This window comes from Dechloromonas sp. A34, assembly GCF_026261605.1.
Classification (GTDB): Bacteria; Pseudomonadota; Gammaproteobacteria; order Burkholderiales; family Rhodocyclaceae; genus Azonexus.
Window position 1 is genome coordinate 3,496,925 of the sequence record NZ_CP102486.1, and the last position, 19,599, is coordinate 3,516,523.

The following is a 19,599-nucleotide window of genomic DNA, read 5'->3' on the forward strand; positions in this document are numbered from 1 at the left end:
CATCATGCCGGCCATGTCCTTGCCAACCCACCTCGACCAACTCAGCGCTGACGAACTGCGTCGCCTGCTGGTCGAGAAAGACCGCGAGTTGGACTGGCGCCAAGCCAAGATCGACAAACTCACGCATGAACTGGCGATGCACAAGCGCTGGCGCTTCGGGGTCAAGACCGAGCACTGGCCGGTCGAGCAGGCGCAACTATTCGAGGAAACCATCGATGCCGATCTGGCGGCGATGGAAGAAGAACTCGCACAACTGTCGCCGACGCCACCGAAGGCGAAAGGCCAGGCCAAACGCCAGCCGCTGCCGGCGAGTCTGCCGCGTGCCGACATTCATCATGAGCCTGAATCCACGGTCTGCCCTTGCGGCTGCACGATGAAGCGCATCGGCGAGGATGTGGCCGAGAAGCTCGATTACACGCCAGGCGTCTTCAGCGTCGAGCGCCACATTCGTGGCAAGTGGGTCTGCGGGCAGTGCGAAACGCTGATCCAGGCGCCTGTTCCGGCGCACGTTATCGACAAGGGTATTCCGACGACCGGCTTGCTCGCGCAGGTGCTGGTTGCCAAATACCTCGACCATCTGCCGCTCTATCGTCAGGAAGCGATCTTCGGTCGGGCCGGACTGGCCATTCCGCAATCGACACTCGCCCAGTGGGTAGGGAAATGCGGTGTGGCACTCCAGCCCCTGGTCGATGCCCTGAAGGATGAGATGCTCGGGCATCGGGTGCTGCATGCCGATGAAACGCCGGTGGCCATGCTTGATCCGGGGGCTGGCAAGACGCATCGAGCCTACCTCTGGTCCTACAGCATCGGCGCCTTCGAGCCGACCAAGGCGGTGATCTATGACTTTGCTGAAAGCCGTGCCGGCAGGCACGCCCAGGAATTCCTGGGTGACTGGCGCGGCACACTGATTTGCGATGATTACTCAGGCTACAAGGCACTGCTGGCCAATGGGTTGACTGAAGCCGGCTGCATGGCGCATGCCCGGCGCAAGTTCTTCGAGCTACACAGCCAGAAGCAGAGCCTGATCGCCGGCGAGGCACTGGATTGTTTCGGCAAACTCTATGGGGTCGAGCAGGAAGCTGCCGGATTCGACATCGATGAGCGACGACGAATTCGGGAGGCGAAAGCCCGACCGATTGCCGATGAATTGCATGCCTGGTTGACCCGGCAACGACAGGTGGTACCCAATGGCTCGGGGACCGCCAGGGCGATCGACTACAGCCTGAAACGCTGGGTGGCGCTGACGCATTACCTAACGGATGGCCAGGTGCCGATCGATAACAACTGGATCGAGAATCAGATCCGGCCGATCGCGCTCGGCCGCAAGAACTGGTTATTTGCCGGCAGCTTGCGCGCCGGCAAACGCGCCGCCGCGATCATGAGCCTGATCCAATCCGCCAAGCTCAATGGTCACGAGCCTTTGGCTTACCTGAAGGATGTCCTGACCCGCCTGCCGACCCAACCGGCAAGCCGCGTCGGCGACCTGCTGCCGCACCGCTGGCAACCTCAAATCACCGACTGACCTGAGTTCGCCGGGCGCTTACAGTTCAAGGCCGACCGTCCCAATCAGTTGTGGGTCTCGGACTTCACCTATGTCTCGACCTGGCAAGGCTGGTTATATGTGGCTTTTGTCATCGACGTTTTTGCCCGCCGTATCGTGGGTTGGCGAGTGAGCAGTTCCATGCATACGGACTTCGTGCTCGATGCGCTGGAACAGGCGCTGTACGCCCGTCAGCCGAGTCCCGACGAGGCCTTGATCCACCACTCGGACAGGGGCTCGCAGTACGTCTCGATCCGCTACAGCGAGCGACTGGCCGAAGCCGGGATTGAGCCATCAGTCGGCAGCAAGGGCGACAGCTACGACAACGCGCTAGCCGAGACGATTAATGGCTTGTACAAGGCGGAGATGATCCACCGGCGCGCCCCTTGGAAAACCAGGGAATCCGTGGAGCTGGCAACTCTGGAATGGGTGTCTTGGTTTAACCACCACAGGCTGCTTGAACCGATTGGCTATATCCCCCCCGCAGAAGCTGAGGCAAACTACTACAGGCAACTCGCCGATCAGGCCGCCATCGTGGCCTGACTTAAACCAACCGGCCTCCACGGAAACCGGGGCGATTCAGCAGAGACATCACCCGTGACGGCTTGGCCAGAGGCCGTATCGAAGAAGTCACGCAATACCGCATCGAACACTTCGCCGTGTGTTTTCGGCTCGTAAGCCTTCGGCTCGATCACGTACATGCGAAATTGGCGGCTGGAACGCTCGAAGGACCATTGCAGCCAGTTTGTCTCGAAGGTCATCTCGGAATGTATTCTCTCGGGCTTGTGCAACTCAAGCAGCCGCGCGGTTTAACAAGCCGATCACTATATGACAGGAACCCACCAATCGCGAGCCTTGAGGCAAGAACCCGAGGACCTATTCAACTGCGATGAGAGTTGTTACTCTGTGTCCCTGGGATTGCATCGGAGAGGCAGTCTGCCGGAAGCCCGGGATTCCTATCCGATCCGTTGCCGCTGGCATGAGGCCGATGTTCGGCCGAAGCGGCCGGTGGGTCTTTGAGATTGGGAGGCGGCTGTAGGTCGCTGACCGGACGTCGCTTGAAGGCACGCAGGCTCAACGGCAATTTCTAGGGTTGCGCCATCATTTGCGAACCATAAACGAATTGCGTGTCGTCGGCCACTGCAGCCGTTCGTGCCGCGTCACCGAATTCAAGATGAAGCCCCCTCTCTTGGTCGTTATGAGCAGCGAGTCAACGTCGCAATTATCTTTTGCACAGTGATACCGAATATTGCACGTCTAATTTCGCCACACGCTTATCGATAGTTTCACCTCCCCCACGGACACAGCCAATTGCTTCGCGGAGGTTGAGTTCGGGACGAAGTTGAAGCACCGCAGCGAGGCCAGCTGCGCAATAGGGAGATGCCATTGAAGTTCCGGACAGTTCCCCATACGCGTTCCTTCCGCTCGCAAGCGTGCTCAGAACATTGACGCCAGGGCAAGAGATATCTCCAGAAATGTTTGAGAATGCAGCGCGATGATTGTCAGGGCCATGTGCTTCAACGACCAATGCATTTGCCCAGCCATCTTTCTCCGCCATCAGCTTGGCTGCGTAATTGAAGGCGCTTGCCCACTGGGCCTCAAGCGGCGTGTCGAGCGTACTGCTGTCATTGCCAGCAGCCATGACAATGGCTATGTCGCGGCGCTTAGCGTATGCGAGGACGCTGGCGAAAATCCGTCCCTGATTCTTCACTTCGTTGCGGATCTGCTCTGCACCATCAACACGCGGGTCAACGTTGAAATTCGGCATCCAGTTGTAGCCAAGGCTCAAATTTATCACCCTTACGTTTGGATTGGCCTCGAGGAAGTCAAGAACAGCAGCTAAATATTCGCTGAATTGCACCACGAACGGACTGACGCCACTGCCTTCCGGAGCCGCATCGCCGGTCAGCAGTAAAGCCGCCGATGCTTCAACGACAGTGCAGTTCCTTAGCGCCCCCTTGGTCCCGATACCGTTGTGCTTCGCGCACATGATTCCAGCAACATGGTTGCCATGGTCGGCTGGCTTGACCGCCCCAGGAAGCCCCGCTTTTGCATCCAAATCCTCATGCGGAGCGAAACCCACATCGATGACGCCCACGACGAAAGGTGCGGTCATCAGCGGCCAAATCTTGTCGAACTTAGAGTCAATTACCCCCCAATCTATCCTTTCGGTCGCCACGTCAGGCGCGGGCGTGGCAGGAGTGGGCTTCATAGCTGACTTCAGGACAAAAGGGGACATCACACTATTAGGCGTAACCGACAGTAGTCGCGGATCCTTTGCCAAGTCTCGGGCCAGAAGGTCGAGCGGCGAATTCTTGACCTTAGGTAGGCTGTTCGTCGACGACTTGACTGCAGCTGCGCCCAGTCTGCGAGATGCGTCCACTACGATTGCGCCGATCTGTGGCATTGACTTGATGACGTCCAGTTGGTGGACGTTAAGGGCAGCGCGAATTTCCTCGCCCTTAAGTTTTGGGTCAAGAAGGATCAGGAGTTCATTCGCGCTCTGTAACGGTTGATGCACAGCTTTACCGCGCTTGGTAAGGCTGTAGAATATTGAATCTGGCGGCACTTTCTTTATCTCGACCGAAGCTGAGACAGTTGGGCTATGCCCTCGCGTTCCCGATCCTTCTGGAGATTCAAGATAGGCACGCTGTTCGGCAGACGGCAGAGGGATTGTCGATTCCACCGTCTGCGCAGATGTGACGGCAACCAGCCCCATTGCGAGTGACAAACCTGCAATTTTTTGAAGCATTTTCCTTGCTGCCATAGTAATTCCCCTGAACGTTAAGTCGTAAACCCAATGCCGCTTCAGTGTTCGGCAACGGCTGATCCAAAAATAAGCCCTCTTCATTCGATAACTATCAGCATGAACGGCGCTCAGGCCGCCGGATGAAGGACGGGGCTCCAAGGCCAAATAAGGCGGTTGTACTGGATAGTGCTGTAGGCTTATTTCTAGTCCTGATCCTGATACTGGGAACGGACGGAAGCAGCGTTATCACCTGAATTGTCGCTAGCCAACTAGTGGTGCGAAGGATATCTAGGTCGGTTTCACCTTGCGCTCCTCCAGATACGGATCTGGCTATCAGGGTGGGGAACTGCAGGGATTCAAGTGATCCCTGGGCGACAAAAATCCAGTGTGACTTTGAATCTACAACTACTGCTATTTGCGGCGTACCTGCCAGAGCGGCATAAAACTCGTGTGTCAGCGTCCGATCGAAACCAACCGACTTGACGAAACCATGCGAGAAAGCAGTGAGTTGCTGACTCATGGGCGTGCTTGGTCGAAATGACGAGGCGGCTGAGTAATGACTTATCAAAGTTTGGTATCCGTTACTTTGAGATGGTTGTAAGAAAGACCTACACCATTTTCCTGTTCAATGCGCCCCTGATCAGCCCTGGATCAACTGCCGCCACTCTCTTTCTTCTTGGCTGCTTCGACGACATCCTTAATCGCTTTGATCTGTTCAACAAGCGCCGTTGCAACTGCGATATCGCTTGAAATGCCATCGTTTTTTTCGGTCTGTACGGATACACCACACTGATCATGCGTTGTAATTTTCCCTTTGGATGGGAAACCAACAACCTGGTAATAACGCGGATCGCTGATCCGCACGCGTTGTGTGGCTATTGTCGGAGTGTCACCCGCCGCCGCAGCGTACTTGACCTTTACATCCACCGAACGACAGGCCGCGTAGACGAAATAACCGGCCTCGAACTTGTTAGGCAAATCTGAAAGTTGGCGAGCGTCAGGTGGGAGTTTGCCAATGCCTAAATCGATTCCATTTCCGACTGAGACCGTGGCACCGTTCCTCTCAACCTTTGCACCAATGAGGGACTTCAAGACATCTACTCGAATGTCGTCCCCTGGCTCGACATGCCCCTTTTCTGCGGCAGCAATTAATGGGAGCGCAGCCAAGAATAGTTTGCCTGCCTCTCCGATGTACTTCACTCGATTGTCGATGACTTCGACACCGATTTCGCGAACCAGATCGGTGTTGGGTATCTTGACGATGTTGATGTTGGTCGAGACCCAGGAACTGCCTGCGCGTGTTAGTGCTAACTTAATATCATGGTGCTCTTGTGGCACGGAGAGAATCTGAAGACCAGGGGCCTTTTTCTTATTAACGACGATCTCCTCCCCTCCGGTGCTGACACGAATCATTGAGCTCTGCAGGAAATACGTATCAAAGATGTCGGCGACCATATCTTTATCTGTCGCCACTTTTGTATACGCTACGGACGGTGAGGCACATGCTCCGAGCACTAGTGGTGTCGCAGTCATCATCGACATTAAAAGCAAACGGTAATTCGAACTCATCGCTTTCCCCTCCGTTGTTGTTTCTCGCCGCTAAGCGCCTGCAAACCGCGCTCATTTGTATTCTGAAATTGCAAATAGGTATATCAATTTCAATTTAGGTGAATTCTTTGCCATGTTGGCGGCACACGAGATCAATAACCGGAAAATCGAAGACAGTTGAACAGTCCAAATCACTGTCAAATTTTCCTAAGGTCGGTAGAGCCTGACTCTTTACTACCCCGTTGCCATGAAGGCTACTCTTTGTCATAGTCAGTGCGCATCATCCGTATGGATGATTGCGATACGCTGAACGGGATCGCGAGGTCGATGGATCAACGGCTTTGGATGACGCGGGGGACGCAGCATTAATCAGATGAACAACGGGCTAGTGCCCGACACTACACCACCGAAAGAGATAGGCGAAGGTCGGTCAGGCGACGCACCGACCTGTCGCGGCGTTCGTCCGGATTGCGCTCTCGACTCACCCAGAGATCCGATTTGCGCGGACTGTTTGTTTCTCCATGGACGGAATTTCCAGACACCGGAAGATCTGGATTTTCTTCAGCATTGCCGTGCCATCCGCCAGTATGTCGATCAGGGTGCTGGTGCCATCTTCTCTCCGTATGTGGCCGCATTTCTGGTTTCCCAACGTGGGCGAATTGTCGATATCGATAAACGCTCAGTCGCGTTCCTGCGCTCTGGCAGCGTACTCACGATTCGCCACAACCACATCTGGGCACCGGATCCCGCGTTCAATGGCGTACTGTCGATGGCCATCGAAAGTGCCGCCCGCGAAGGTGCAGCGGAAACCTTGATTTGCCAAGGCGACGCGGCAGCGCAAACGCGCTATTCGATACTGCTTGAACCGAACCGGGATGGCACGAAAACCCTGTCCGGGCAGTCACAAACTATAGCGTGTCTTGTGTTTCCGCTGGGTCGACGCCGTATTGCCAGTGCACGGCAACTGATGTCCATGTTTGGGCTTTCGGCTGCCGAGTCCCGATTGGCGCGGGCTTTGTGCCATGGCGAAACGCTGGATGAGTTTGCCTCGGTGCAGGGCGTCAAAATCCCCACAGTCAAGACACAATTGAGATCCGTTTTTGCAAAAACTCAGACGGATCGGCAGGTCACATTGGTTACGCTGATTGCGGGGATTCCCCCATTACGCTAGTCGAAGGCTGCGATTGCTTGCTTGCTGTGGGCAGCTCCTCAAAGCCCACGTGTTGGGATCCGGAGGTTGCGCGAATGCGTGAATAGTCGACTGATAGTGGCATGGTTTCGAACGCCTAGTTCGAGTAGAGGGTGCTGAGCCAATTTAGCGATTTGCTTGCCATCTTCTTGATGCATCCATCACCTCTCGTTCGGCAAAGGCAAGGATCCGGGGATTTTCCCTGGATGACCGTGAACTGTTATAGCCCGTCTTGGGTTAATGCTAGGTAGGCCCCTTCACCCCATACTGAGTGGTCATCAATATCTGTCGGTCCCGCGTCTCGCCACCGAAGCAGCCGTGACCAGTGAGGGCAGAAGGTGATCCGATACGTCGGCGCGTCCATTCCAAACGAGCCGAGAAAACATCTGACGACGTGTCGATGATCGCCCACGTCTCCGCGACTTCACCGGTCTCGCGCTTATCCCCAATAGTACCCCCTGCCAAGTGCAGGCGTATTCAGGTCACATTCGATTTCTTCATGCCATCAACAGCGAAAGCTGATCATCCATGTGGATGATGCCAATACTATATGACATAGAGTAGCCTTTCTCTCAATTGGTTTAGCAACCGGACGCAAGGCCTCAGGCCAGTAACGTCAAAATTGCGGGAGGAAGAACTATGACCAATGCCTCTGGTGTGATGGTCTGGCGGAGATGAAGGTACTCGCGCTGCTGATCTCCTTCTTCAAGGGAGGTAGGTGAAGATGGCTACCTCTGTCTCGCGATACTGACTCGTCTGGGATCCAGTGGCACGACGAGACAGCGGCAGCTTGTGCATTCGCAAACGAATTGAAGAAATCTTTGGTTGGGCGAAGACGGTAGGCGGCCTTCGCAAGACCTGTTTTATTCGATTGGCAAAGGTAAAGGCTGAAACGACCTTTACCCTGGCTGCTTACAACCTGACGCGAATGGCGACGATCTTTGGCTGGCGATTGAACACGGTGTAGGGCGAAATCCGCCCACCGGTTGCCGATAGGCAGCTAAAACCCCGATACGGGGCCAAAATCCTGCTGAAATCGGGTTTCAAGGCGCGGCAAGGGGTTCCAAATATTCGGTTTATGCTTGTCAGAGTTCGATTGCCGGAGGCGTCAGGGGAAAATTCAACGACCTGTTATAGCGTACGCTTTGGCCATGCCCTGTGCTTATTGTCGGAGCGTTGTGATGCTCCTCCAAACGGACTTTTCCCGGGCCATAGTCGCTGTATCGCTGGACAACAATTGGAGGAGAAATGAGAGCGTTACAGTTGCATATTGATAATTGCTATCACAGGCGACTGCGCCTCGGATTGGCGGCAGTCATTCTCTCTTTAGCACTTATCTCCGGCGTTGGGCCCGCGGTCGCGGATGTCGTCAAGCCGAAGGAATGGACAGTGCTGATCTTCATGAACGGCAAGAACGACCTCGAGGAGTTCGCCATCGAGGACTTCAAGGAACTCGCGTCCGTAGGCAGCACGGGGGACGTAGACTTCGTGGTCCAGATGGGACGTCCCCAGCGCCGACCTGGCGAGCAGGCATCGCTGAAGGAGGTGCTAGGCGGTTGGAGTGGCGCTAGGCGATTCCACGTGGCGAAGGGTTCTACGCCCGGGCCTGGCGAAGAGATCGAGATCGTTGGCTCAGGGAAGAGTGTTGATATGGGTGCCCCCGCGACTCTTGCTGATTTTCTCAGGTGGGGAAAGGCGGCTTTCCCTGCGCGGAGGTATGCGGTGGTCATTTGGAATCATGGCCAAGGCTATAGATTGATCCTGCCGGCCGACGGCGCTAAAGCGGCGGCCGCACCAGCACCGGATCGGGCCGAGCGAGCGAGCGCGGGTATCAGCCATCGCGCCGTTTCGCAGGACATCGACACAGGATCAATCATTTACAACGCTGACCTGAAGGCTTCGCTGAGTTCTGTGTTTGGATCGGAGCTTCGACTTGTGGGATTCGATGCGTGCTTGATGGCAATGCTGGAAACCGCGTACGAGTTGCGGGACGTAGCGCCGATCATGGTCGCCAGCGAAGAGCTAGAACCGGGCAATGGCTGGAACTACACAAGCGTCGCAAGCCTCTTGACGCGACACCCCGAGGACTCCGAAGACCAACTCGCAGCCTCTCTTGTCAAAAGTTATCGCGACACTTACGGCGATAACGACAACACCACACTGAGTGCTATTAAGCTGGGAGCAGCAAAGCCGTTGGCCGCCGAAATGAGTGCACTAAGCGACGCCCTTCTGATGGATCGAGTGAAGCACTTCCCCATTGTGAAGGCTGCCAGGGCAGACCGCGGCGCATACAACGAGCCGCGAAATCCGGTCACTATAGACCTCATTGGCTTCCTAGGCGCGCTCGAACGCAGGCTTGAGGAGGCGGCATCGTCGTCACCCGCGCTTGCGCACACCCGCAATGCCCGCAACCTCGCCAAATCGATGGTGGTAGCGAACTACACGTCGTCGCGGCGTGGAGAACCTTACGGCTCTAATGGCATCGCCATCTACTTCCCGGCGACGAAGGCGGCCTTCAACCGCGATAGCTGGAGCGATGGCTACCTTCGCAGCAATGAATTCAAGAAGATCGACTTCGTGGCGAGCGAGAGATGGAGCATCTTTCTGCAGGTTTACCTCGGCTTGCCGAACTAATGACGGGTGTTGTGCGCCTACTGATTTTATTGCTGGCTGGGTTTCTTACGCCGACGCACCAAGCTCAGTCCGCCGTGTGCGTGTTTAAACAGCTGCCTTTGGCGCCTATGCCGCAACCTGGCGAGGCGAATGTGGCTCCAAGGATAGACCCTTACGTCCTTGAACCAGTGCGGGGCGCCAACCCGACCAGGCCGTTCACCTTGGAGTTCGTGTCTGCGGGTCCAGCGTGGTTCCACTGGCGTTCGCCTAGCGCCGGCAACGGTCCGCGCCTTCAGCAACGGGTGGTCATTGACGTGCAGCCCGCCGGCTCGTCTGAGTTCGTCACGTTCTGCAGCACCGACTGGACGCCTGTAGATATGTTGCCAACCTTTGGGCGTTCCCAACTGGTAACACAGTCGAGTGGAGCGGCGAGCCGGTGGCGGATCCGTGTTTTCCAGCACAACACTACCCCCGAAATTACCATTCTTGATGAGAATCTCTCCGAAGTCATGGTATCGGGAGCAGGTGTTGATGCTTCACATGCGAAAGTCGATCCGCCGCCCTTGCCCTATTTTGACTTCCTCCGGCCTCCGATCGGCCTCCAAGTACCTGCCTGCCAAGTTGGCACGTCGCTGGCGCCACCCGACGTCGGGCTAGTGCAGCGTACCCGCCTTCCGGCGGGCGCACTCGACACGCCGGGCGAAATCCATGCTCTGAGCGGCAGGAACATCTATGTCAAGGTCAATGAATGGCCGTCCGACAACTCTGTAGCTATCCGCTTCGACGCCAAACCAATCGGCCAAGCCGTAGCATCGACCGGGATTTGCGCGAGTAACCTGACCCGCGACGGAGTGCCTTCGGGGAGCTGGATATCGGCAAGTATTCCCTGGAATTTCGTTGGTGACACACTGCGCTGGACCGTCAATTTGGCTAGCGGCACACCATCCTCTGCGGTCGATATCGAGGTATATAGGGACCGACAACCCAGTCGGCCGTCTACGGCGGACACACATGCGGCTGACGTTTATACTTGTACCCGATTGCCGGACGGAGCGCAGAAATCGGCCCCAACGAAACAGGTTGCAGTTTTTCAGGGCGCGTACGCATTAACGGTCAGAACTGGTCTTTTGGAACTGGGTATATCTGGTGAGCCATACAGCAAGGCGGTCAACGCGCTGCTCAACGCCATAATGCTTTGGCGCAGCACGTGCACGAAGTGCACCCCATATCAGTTCTCGGTAATCGCCGTCGACGGCGATGTCTATGTCCCTCAGGACATGCTGAAAGGTACTCCTGAGAACTATCGCGCCACGTTCGCAACGCGCTACCCTTGGCAAAAGAGAATAATCGTAGAGAAGAACTCCGGTGCATTCACAACCGCAAAATCATTTGCGAAGATGAGCGGCACGCTGCGACAGAAGCGTCGGTTCTGCAACCAACTGGCAGAGGAAAACAACAAGTTCGCCGCCGCTGATTCTCCCCTTTGCAGAGCCACCAAGGCCGCCAGAGATGAGGAGATGATCATCAACATCCAGTGGGACAAGGAGAGTATGCCCTGCGGGAATCGCACTGGTATCGTTGCATGCTGGAACGGCACTGACCTGATAAGGATGAATCTCGGTGAATTCTCATTCTATGCGGGTGATATCGGCCAGGTCCTGGTAGGGTCTTCCCCCCGGCAGGTGGACTTAATTCGTGTCTTCACACATGAAGTCGGACACTGGCTTGGACTCGGTCATCTCGAACAGAAGGGCAGCGTTATGAATAAGAGCTTCTCCAGCGTTCGCTGCGTAGACGACGCAGCTCAGGCGATCATCAACTCAATAGCCGCTGGTACAACTTCGCCCTCGTACCAACCCGAGGCGTTGCTCTATGCGGACTAGGACCGGCCGAGTTCAACGCGTTGTAGTGATCCTGGGCCTGGCATGCTTTTGGCCGATGCTTGGCGCATGCGCCAGTGAGGGCAAGCCAACCGAACCCACTTTGGCCGACACGAACGTGGTGATCAATGCCGGCAACTTCTACCGGAGGCAGATCGTGTCGAGCCTTTCGTGGAGGCCTTCCCTAAGCGCCAACTGCAATTCGTTGCGCCATCGCATCGTGCAAGTGGCTGCCGATCAGCCGCTGATAGACCCGGTCTTACTTCCCGATAGCGCAATAGCATGGATTGACGCGCAGCAACGCGCCGAGGAAAACAGTCTGGCATTACTAGCAATGTTCTCTGAGTTAATCTACGAGGCAATACGTGGTGACTGCTTCATGGCGCCTGGACAGGCAAAGGCGGGTGACCACCAGAGCTTACGTTGACTTTGGTAAGCAGCTGCTGGCACTGACATTGAGTAATGGCTACTGTCTCCAATGCGCAAAGGCCCGCCACTAACCGCACCGAAACGGCCTTAGCAGGGCCACAGCAAGCCACCTCGCCGAGGCTTCGGGCTGCATTTCACGGGCTGCGGCCGTCGCTCAATCCTTCAGCCACCCCAGCCCGTTGGTCTCATGGAACTTCTGCAGCCGCTCGAACGTTCCCACGCCCTTGGCTCCCCTGCGGCTAGTCTCGGTAAGACCATAGCACTCGAGAACATTGCCACCCAGGACCTTCGTCGAAATCTTGCCGGAGGGGTCGAGTCCTCGGATGACCTTCGCGACACCCTCGCCATAGGTCTCCCAGCCAGGCTCTTTGCTCAGCATGAGCCAATCGCTGCCGTACATCACTCGATCCGCTGTGGTGCCTCCCGTCAAGGGGGCCATAAGAATCTTAGCCAGGTTGTCCTGGGTCGGCTTCTTGTCGAGAAGCCGCTCCCAGTAGCCCAAGTCGGCGTACATGCGCAGCCCGCCAGGTTCGCTCATCAGGCGCACAAAGTCGTTGGTCCAGTCGCTTGAGTCGTGAACGTCATCTCCGCCGAAGTGGCCAGCATTCACTCGCAGGCCCTTGAGGGTGCCGACTTGCTCCCGAAGCGAGATCCACCCCTTCGCACCAGCGAGCATGTCGTGGGCGGCGTCTCTACCGTTGGACTCGTTGGCATGTGCCATGACGGGGACGCCCAAGTCATCGCACAACTCGTAGAAGGTTCGCAGCTTCTTGTCCAGCATAACCGGATCCGGCCGAGGTTCGGAGCTCTGGATGGGACTGCCCGCATTGCCGTAGGCATAGAAACCCATTGGCGGGTATATCTTTACGCCGACGCACCCATGCTCTTTTACTGCCTTCTCTACGAGCTTGATGCTGGCATCGCCTTCCTTGATATCGACCCAGGGGTTGTAGGCTACCAAGGGCATCAGAAAGCCGCGCGAAAGGAGCGCGAGTTGCTCATGCACCATCACTTGGTCATGCATCAGAGAGGCCTTTGCTGGGCAGTCGAGCCAGTAATTGAAGTCGACCATCGCTGCGAAGCAGCCAGACAGAGGGAGGCTTGGTGAGTGTTCGGAGAATCGCCGAATATATGTCCGCAGATTGTGGTGCCTTGGCGCTAACATGAAGCCAACGAACTGCAGGGCTCCCTTCATGGACATGGCCTCAGCTTCCTCGGTCGCCATGTCCGATGTGCGCCGGGAAATGAGCGCCTTAGACGATGTGCGGTAGCTGCCCCCATCCCGCAGAGCCTCACGGACGAAATCCTCGCTGAACGCCGTGGTCTGGTTGCGTAGGGCATTGATATCTCGTGATTTGGCACGCGACACTGCTTCGTTGAACAACCTCGGAATCTCATCGCCTTCCTGCAAGATTCGCTTATAGAGCTCTCTGGCCATGTCGTCGCGGCGACGATCGATTTCAGTGTCCAGGTCTTCGCTCTGGGCCCTCAGGGTGTGGAGAGCCTTGGCTGAGCTTCTACAAAGTTCCCTGTGCTCGCGCTCAGTTGTCGGTGCTAGGTTGGCCAGCGCTTCGACAACCGGCGCAAGAGCGATTATGAGTTTGCGTAGGTTCTCTGACTTGATGCTGTGGGCGACTGACTTCGTCAGGAAGCCAGCGACCGGCACATCCTGCGCGTTGAAGAAGTGCGTGTGGGCGTCGAAGAAGCGCTCTGGCTTAGCCCATGCAGCCAGAACTTCAGGTCCAGCCAAAAAAGGAAACGGGAGGGGGCTGCAACCACCGGAAATCTGTGGGCTCAGCGGGATTGAGCAGCACCCTGCGGCGGCCATTCCACCAAGAGTGGCACCTCCGAAGACCAGCGAACGTCGAGTACGGTCAATATATGTCTTTGGCATTAAATCTCCCGAGCAGACTTTTGTCCCACTTTATGCGGTCAGCACGCCAGCCTTCGGTACGATGATCACAAGCGGCCTGCGCGCAGCCTATGTGCGCCTCAAGGCCATGCCACGAACAGCTATACGGCAACAATACTATTTTCAAACATCGGCAGCGCGTGAAGCAGCCCGTCGCTAATGACTCTTGATGGTGATTGTACGCAACCCGCATCAATGCCGAAAGCTGCTCACCATCTCATTGCGGCCGTTGGTGGTGTAGCTCCCCAATGGCGGCAATGGCTGACCACCGGACGGTTACTCACGTTGTGGTCTGTTGGGCCAAACCAAATGCTTGATATTTCAGCTCCGTGTACGTGGCCTCAGTGGTGAGGCCACATCTTTTTCTCTAGGCACAGATCGCTGATGCTAAGGTTTTAAAAATCCCTGTTACAATGCGCGCCGCTTCGGGATGCGACTAACCATCGCAGCAGCGGTTTTCAAGTGATTGAAACCCCAAGCAGTTAGCACCTGATGGTATCTTAAAGTTCGAACCAACACAAACCTAAGAATGACGGCCTATTTTAGGCTTAATTTGACCCCGTCAGGAGCACCAGGTTTTGCCCATGTGGCTCAGTGGTAGAGCACTCCCTTGGTAAGGGAGAGGTCGGCAGTTCGATCCTGCCCATGGGCACCACCGCTTTTTGGTGGTGTCGCCGGTTTGTCGCGAATGCGACACAGGCGCTCTCCAACAAGCCTTTGAATTCAATGGCTTATTACCTGGCACTCCCCTTGCATTGATCCAGCCATCAACAAGGAGAGTCTGATGGCAAAACCCAAGAAACACGTCTTCGTCTGCGTTCAGGGACGTCCCGCCGGTCACCCGCGCAGTTCCTGCCAGGAAAAGGCCTGCGGCCAGACCTGGCAAGCCTTCTCGGACGAATTCACCGCCCGCAACCTGTGGTCTTCCGGTCTGCAATTGACCAACACCGGCTGCCTCGGCCCCTGCCACGCCGGCCCGAGCGTCCTGGTCTATCCCGAAGGCATCATGTACACCGGCGTCAAGCCGGAGGATGTCGGCGCGATCATCGACGAGCACCTGATGTTCGATCAGCCGGTCGAGCGCCTGCTGGCGCCTGCCGACATCTGGAGCTGAGATCATGGAAGACTACAAATACGACATCGGCGAGCTGGTGTACGCCGCCGAAAACATCCTCAACGATGGCGGCATGCCCGGCATCGACGTCGAGGAAGGCCTGATCGCCCCGGCCGGCATGCGCGGCATGATCATCCAGTATGGCCGGGCCGAAGCCGACGAAACCCAGCACGTCTATCTGGTCCGTTTCGAAAACGGCCCGGACGGCGCGCTCGGCGACCCGGTCGGTTGCCTGCCGGAAGAGCTGACCCAGGAGCAGGCCGTTCCGGTCTGAGCCGCCATGGCCAGGATCGGCATTTTTTTCGGCACCGATACCGGGCGCACCCGGCTGCTCGCCAAGCAGATTGCCAAAAAGCTGGGCGATGCGGCCGCGGCGCCAGCCAATATCGGCCGCACGACGCTGGCGGAATTTCTCGCCTGCGATGCGCTGATCCTCGGCAGTCCGACGCTCGGCGAGGGCGAGCTGCCGGGCCTGTCGACCGGCCTTAGCCAGCCGAGCTGGGAAGAGTTCCTGCCGCAGTTGGCCGGCGCCGATCTGGCCGGCAAGGTGGTTGCCATCTTCGGCCTCGGCGACCAGAAGAAATACCCCGACGAATTCGTCGACGCCATCGGCCTCATCCACGATGCCGTCGCCGCCCGCGGCGCCCGCGTCGTTGGCCGCTGGCCCATTGCCGGCTACGAATTCGCCGCCTCGCAGGCGGTCGATGGCGAGCACTTTCTCGGTCTGGCCATCGACCAGATCAATCAGCCGGCCCTGACCGAAGAACGGGTCGATGCCTGGCTGGCGCAAATCCGACCGGAGCTGATGCCATGAACATGAATCCCTGGGCCTCCCCCAAATCCCGCGAAATCCGCCGCGTCCTGGTCTCGCTCGACGAACGCGTCGCCCAGGCCTGCAACGTCGTGCCCGACGAAGGCGCCGATCCTCACATCGTCACGCTGCGCCATTCCGAACTCGACAAACTGCGCGCCCACGTTTACCTGCACGGCCAGCGCGCCGGCACCTACGGCATTTTCTACGAGTACCCGCACCCGGTACCGGGCATCCTGGAATCCGAGGAGAACCTGCCGCTGCCCAAGGTGCTGGCCAGCCTGGCCATGCATTTCGACGCCTAGGCCGTTACCCCGAGCACGACATGGCTGGCCTTGATCAACGCGCAGGCCGGCACGCCAGGCTGCAGCCCGAGCTCGAGCACCGCCTCGTTGGTGATCACGGCATGGACCAGCACCCCGCCCGCCAGCCGGATGCCGATATCGCTATTGACCGCCCCTTTCTGCAGGCTTTCGACAGTACCGGCCAATTGATTGCGGGCGCTGAACTTCACGCCGCCCGTACCGGCCAGCACCATCACCCACGGCGCCTTGACATAGGCGATGACCGGTTTGCCGACGACCAGGCCGAGCGCCTGCACGCTGCCTTCGGTGACGATGGCGACGATGCGGTCGCCGCCCGGTGTCGTGACCTCGACCTCGGCATTGACCTGGCCATCGACCAGGGCCGTGATACGGCCTGCGAATGCGTTGCGGGCGCTGATCTTCATGCCGTTCTCCTTGACTGTCCGTTTGCCTGGCCCGGTTTTCGCTATATACGCAACAGCATAACGAAACCAGCCGGGCATGTCGTCACTTTAGCGAACAGCGTTAGCCATAAACAACCATAGTGCTCCATGACATTTCGCCAAAAATCGCCGTCGCCCCAGGCAATTACGTTATCGTTATATACGCAACAACACAACGTAGCAAAGGCGACAAAATGGAACAAATCGCACATCGCTTGCGCAGCCGGCTGGAGGTCGATACCGAGTTCGGCAGCTTTCTCGGCGATACCCGCATCCGGCTGCTCGAAGCCATCGACAAGCACGGCTCGATTTCACAGGCCGCCAAGGCTGTGCCGCTGTCCTACAAAGCCGCCTGGGATGCCATCGACGCCATGAACAACCTGGCCGACCAGCCCCTGGTCGTGCGCTCGACCGGCGGCAAGAACGGCGGCGGCACACTGCTCACCGCGCACGGCCACAAGACTGTCGCGCTCTACCGCGCGCTCGAAACCGAATACCAGGCGGCGCTTGACCGCCTGGCGACGAGCATGAACGAAGGCCTGGCCGGCGATTTCCAGCAGTTTCGCCAGTTGTTGAAGCGGATGTCGATGAAGACCAGCGCCCGCAACCAGTTCGCTGGCCAGATCGTCGGCCTGCGCGACGGGGATGTCGATTTCGAGGTGCGCCTGAAGCTCGATGCCGACAACGAACTGGTCGCCGTGATCACCCGCGAATCGGCCGAAACATTGGGCCTGACCATCGGCATGGAGATCAGCGCCCTGGTCAAGTCGTCGTCGGTGCTGCTGCTGACCGACCGCAATCTGCGGACCACGGCGCGTAATCACCTGTGGGGCGAGGTCACGCGCATCCACGATGGCCCGGTCAATGCCGAGGTCACCCTGAGCATGCCTGGCGGCAAGACGGTCTGTGCCGTCGTCACTCACGACAGCGTCACACAGCTCGGCCTGACCGTCGGCGCGCCGGCCTGCGCCGTGTTCAAGGCCTCGGCGGTCATTCTGTGTCTTTACGCTTGAGCTGAGGTTAGCCATGAAAAGAATCCTGATTGTCGCCTTGGCCGTAGCCCTTGCCTTCCCTGCCCGGTCCGATGAAGTCCAGGTCGCCGTCGCCGCCAACTTCACAGCGCCGATGCATCAGATTGCCGCGCTGTTCGAGAAGGACACCGGCCACAAGGCAGTGCTCTCCTTCGGCGCCACCGGAAAGTTCTACGCCCAGATCGCCAATGGCGCGCCTTTCGAACTCTTCCTGGCCGCCGACGACGAAACCCCGGCCCGCCTGGAAAAGGAAGGCCAGGGCGTAGCCGGCAGCCGCTTCACCTACGCCATCGGCAAACTGGTGCTGTGGTCGGCCAACCCCGAGCTGGTCGATGGCAAAGGGGAAATCCTGAAAACCGGCAACTTCAGACACCTGGCGCTGGCCAACCCGAAAACCGCGCCTTACGGTGCCGCCGCCATCGAATCCATGACCCGGCTCGGCGTCCTGAACAAGCTGCAGGAACGCTTCGTCCAAGGCGAGAACATTTCCCAGACGCAGCAGTTCGTCGTCACCGGCAATGCCGAACTTGGTTTCGTCGCCTTGTCGCAAGTCACCAAGGACGGCAAGCTCACCGCCGGCTCGGCGTGGGTCGTACCGGCCGACTATTACCAGCCGATCCGCCAGGACGCCCTGATGCTCGCCAGGGGCAAAGGCAAGGCGGCCCCTGCCGCCCTGCTCGCCTACCTGAAGGGCGACAAGGCCAGGGCGGTGATCAGGTCATTCGGCTACGACCTGCGCTGAGATGACCGCCCGCCGGGCTGAACCGCGACCATGAATCCCTACACCCTGACCGACGCCACCCTCGACCATCTGCTGCAGGAGGACGGGCCCTGCGGCGACGCCACGACCTTTGCCCTCGGCATCGGCGAGCAGCCTGGGCGCCTGGTTTTTCGCGCCCGCTACGAAATGGTCGTCTGCGGTAGCGAAGAGGCGCGGCGCATGGGCGAGCTGCGCTGCCTGCGCGCGGCCGGCACGTTCGCCCCGAGCGGCAGCCGACGGCAGGCCGGCGAAGAAATCCTCTGCCTCGAAGGCGGAGCTGGCGGGCTGCACGCCGTCTGGAAAACGGCGCAGACCCTGATCGAGTACCTTTCCGGCATCGCCACCTGTACTGCCGATATCGTGGCCGCCGCCCGCCGGGGCGATCCGGCGGCCAGCGTCGTGTGCACACGCAAGAATTTTCCCGGTACCAAGGCGGCGGCGATCAAGGCCGTGCTCTGTGCCGGGCCAGCCCGCACCGCCTGAGCCTGTCGGAGACCTTGCTGCTCTTCGCCGAGCACCGCGCCTTTCTGGCTGGCGAAGCGCCAGCTGCCACCGTCACCCGGCTCCGCCGGCAATGGCCCGAACGGACCATCGTCGTCGAAGTCGGCGACGAGGCCGAGGCCGCCATCTGGGCCGCGGCCGGCACCGACATCCTGCAACTGGAAAAACTGCCGCCCGAGACGCTGGAGCGCATCCACCGGCAAAGTCCGGGCGCCCGACTTGCGGCGGCAGGTGGCGTCAATGCCGCCAACGCCGAACGCTACGCCCGCGCCGGTGCCCAAATTCTGGTCACCAGCGCCCCCTATTTCGCCCCACCCCGTGACGTGGCCGTGACGCTGGCCCCCTTCCCTGCCCCCCCTTTCTCCAAGCGAGCCTTGAACCATGAAAATCGCCATCGCCACCAAGGATTTCACCGCCGTCAGCGGCCATGCCGGGCAAACCCGACAATGGCTGGTTTACGACCTGACCGAGCACCGCGCCAAGCAGTTGCTGCCGGCGCCCAGCCGGGTCGAGCTGAACAAGGAACAGATCCTCCACAGCTTCGAGGACAACGAAGCGCACCCGCTCGACGGCATCGACCTCGTCGTCTGCGCCAGCGCCGGCGACGGCTTCATCCGCCACATGAAAAAACGCGGCGCCGACGTGTTGCTCACCGGCGAAAGCGACCCCGCCGTCGCCATCACCTGCATCCTGGCCGGCGAGGCCCTGCCCGATACGCACTTCGACATCACGACCACCCTGTGTAAACTGCGCGATCTGTTTTCCCGCCACTGA

18 protein-coding genes, 1 tRNA gene and 2 pseudogenes are annotated in these 19,599 nt (G+C 58.5%); 16 read left to right on the top strand and 5 right to left on the bottom strand.

The genetic code is table 11. The features are described 5' to 3' along the window. The first annotated feature begins 13 nt into the window (after positions 1 to 13). Positions 14 to 1,522, top strand: a complete 1,509-nt coding sequence (gene tnpC / locus NQE15_RS17475; protein WP_265950075.1) for an IS66 family transposase — start codon at positions 14 to 16, stop codon at positions 1,520 to 1,522. A gap of 21 nt (positions 1,523 to 1,543) precedes the next feature. After that, a pseudogene (locus tag NQE15_RS17480) lies at positions 1,544 to 2,083 on the top strand (IS3 family transposase); the annotation flags it as partial. On the opposite strand, the gene NQE15_RS17485 reads toward NQE15_RS17480, so the two are convergent. From NQE15_RS17485 to NQE15_RS17495, 3 genes are all read right to left on the bottom strand, one after another. Further along, on the bottom strand, positions 2,062 to 2,301 hold the full coding sequence (locus NQE15_RS17485; protein ID WP_265943131.1) for a hypothetical protein: 240 nt from the start codon (positions 2,299 to 2,301) through the stop codon (positions 2,062 to 2,064). The pseudogene NQE15_RS17480 and the gene NQE15_RS17485 overlap by 22 nt on opposite strands. Positions 2,302 to 2,762: 461 nt before the next feature. Next, positions 2,763 to 4,307, bottom strand: coding sequence for a S8 family peptidase (locus tag NQE15_RS17490; protein ID WP_265943132.1), 1,545 nt, complete (start codon positions 4,305 to 4,307; stop codon positions 2,763 to 2,765). A 633-nt stretch (positions 4,308 to 4,940) separates the two neighbouring features. After that, positions 4,941 to 5,858, bottom strand: a complete 918-nt coding sequence (locus NQE15_RS17495) for a hypothetical protein (protein ID WP_265943133.1) — start codon at positions 5,856 to 5,858, stop codon at positions 4,941 to 4,943. 352 nt (positions 5,859 to 6,210) lie between these two features. Between NQE15_RS17495 and NQE15_RS17500 the strand changes: the two genes are divergently transcribed. The 5 genes from NQE15_RS17500 (at position 6,211) to NQE15_RS17520 (ending at position 11,946) form a co-directional block, all read left to right on the top strand. Then, a complete protein-coding gene (locus NQE15_RS17500; protein ID WP_265943135.1) occupies positions 6,211 to 7,008 on the top strand; it encodes a helix-turn-helix transcriptional regulator in 798 nt (265 codons plus the stop codon). Positions 7,009 to 7,792: 784 nt separating this feature from the next. Then, positions 7,793 to 7,993, top strand: coding sequence for a transposase (locus NQE15_RS17505; protein ID WP_416336475.1), 201 nt, complete (start codon positions 7,793 to 7,795; stop codon positions 7,991 to 7,993). Positions 7,994 to 8,274: 281 nt separating this feature from the next. After that, entirely contained in the window at positions 8,275 to 9,660 is a 1,386-nt protein-coding gene (locus NQE15_RS17510) for a clostripain-related cysteine peptidase (protein WP_265943137.1), read from the top strand. After that, positions 9,618 to 11,522: a matrixin family metalloprotease gene (locus NQE15_RS17515; RefSeq protein WP_265943139.1), complete on the top strand. Its 1,905-nt coding sequence runs from the start codon at positions 9,618 to 9,620 to the stop codon at positions 11,520 to 11,522. Before NQE15_RS17510 ends, NQE15_RS17515 begins: the two co-directional genes overlap by 43 nt. Positions 11,523 to 11,547: 25 nt before the next feature. Then, positions 11,548 to 11,946 carry a hypothetical protein gene (locus NQE15_RS17520; protein ID WP_265943141.1) on the top strand — a complete coding sequence of 133 codons (399 nt, stop codon included), beginning with the start codon at positions 11,548 to 11,550 and terminating at the stop codon, positions 11,944 to 11,946. Positions 11,947 to 12,102: 156 nt separating this feature from the next. On the opposite strand, the gene NQE15_RS17525 is transcribed toward NQE15_RS17520, so the two are convergent. After that, positions 12,103 to 13,842, bottom strand: coding sequence for an amidohydrolase family protein (locus tag NQE15_RS17525; RefSeq protein ID WP_265943143.1), 1,740 nt, complete (start codon positions 13,840 to 13,842; stop codon positions 12,103 to 12,105). A gap of 598 nt (positions 13,843 to 14,440) precedes the next feature. Between NQE15_RS17525 and NQE15_RS17530 the strand changes: the two genes are divergently transcribed. The 5 genes from NQE15_RS17530 to NQE15_RS17550 all read left to right on the top strand — a co-directional run bounded on the left by NQE15_RS17530 (position 14,441) and on the right by NQE15_RS17550 (position 16,090). Beyond that, a tRNA-Thr gene (locus NQE15_RS17530) sits at positions 14,441 to 14,515 on the top strand. A 129-nt stretch (positions 14,516 to 14,644) separates the two neighbouring features. Further along, on the top strand, positions 14,645 to 14,974 hold the full coding sequence (locus tag NQE15_RS17535) for a (2Fe-2S) ferredoxin domain-containing protein (protein ID WP_265943145.1): 330 nt from the start codon (positions 14,645 to 14,647) through the stop codon (positions 14,972 to 14,974). 4 nt (positions 14,975 to 14,978) lie between these two features. Further along, positions 14,979 to 15,248, top strand: coding sequence for a nitrogen fixation protein NifZ (locus NQE15_RS17540; RefSeq protein ID WP_265943147.1), 270 nt, complete (start codon positions 14,979 to 14,981; stop codon positions 15,246 to 15,248). A gap of 6 nt (positions 15,249 to 15,254) precedes the next feature. Beyond that, complete coding sequence (locus NQE15_RS17545) at positions 15,255 to 15,788, top strand: flavodoxin (protein ID WP_265943149.1); 534 nt, start codon at positions 15,255 to 15,257, stop codon at positions 15,786 to 15,788. Beyond that, complete coding sequence (locus NQE15_RS17550) at positions 15,785 to 16,090, top strand: hypothetical protein (RefSeq protein WP_265943151.1); 306 nt, start codon at positions 15,785 to 15,787, stop codon at positions 16,088 to 16,090. Before NQE15_RS17545 ends, NQE15_RS17550 begins: the two co-directional genes overlap by 4 nt. On the opposite strand, the gene NQE15_RS17555 is transcribed toward NQE15_RS17550, so the two are convergent. Further along, positions 16,087 to 16,515 carry a TOBE domain-containing protein gene (locus NQE15_RS17555; RefSeq protein ID WP_265943153.1) on the bottom strand — a complete coding sequence of 143 codons (429 nt, stop codon included), beginning with the start codon at positions 16,513 to 16,515 and terminating at the stop codon, positions 16,087 to 16,089. The two genes, NQE15_RS17550 and NQE15_RS17555, sit on opposite strands and share 4 nt — an antisense overlap. Before the next feature lie 212 nt (positions 16,516 to 16,727). Between NQE15_RS17555 and NQE15_RS17560 the strand changes: the two genes are divergently transcribed. The 4 genes and pseudogenes from NQE15_RS17560 to NQE15_RS17580 all read left to right on the top strand — a co-directional run bounded on the left by NQE15_RS17560 (position 16,728) and on the right by NQE15_RS17580 (position 19,599). Further along, a complete protein-coding gene (locus NQE15_RS17560; RefSeq protein WP_265943155.1) occupies positions 16,728 to 17,546 on the top strand; it encodes a TOBE domain-containing protein in 819 nt (272 codons plus the stop codon). Between the two features lie 13 nt (positions 17,547 to 17,559). After that, positions 17,560 to 18,306, top strand: coding sequence for a molybdate ABC transporter substrate-binding protein (gene modA, locus NQE15_RS17565; protein ID WP_265943157.1), 747 nt, complete (start codon positions 17,560 to 17,562; stop codon positions 18,304 to 18,306). Positions 18,307 to 18,336: 30 nt separating this feature from the next. After that, a pseudogene (locus NQE15_RS24095) lies at positions 18,337 to 19,097 on the top strand (ModD protein); the annotation flags it as partial. Positions 19,098 to 19,206: 109 nt separating this feature from the next. After that, positions 19,207 to 19,599 carry a NifB/NifX family molybdenum-iron cluster-binding protein gene (locus NQE15_RS17580; protein WP_265943161.1) on the top strand — a complete coding sequence of 131 codons (393 nt, stop codon included), beginning with the start codon at positions 19,207 to 19,209 and terminating at the stop codon, positions 19,597 to 19,599.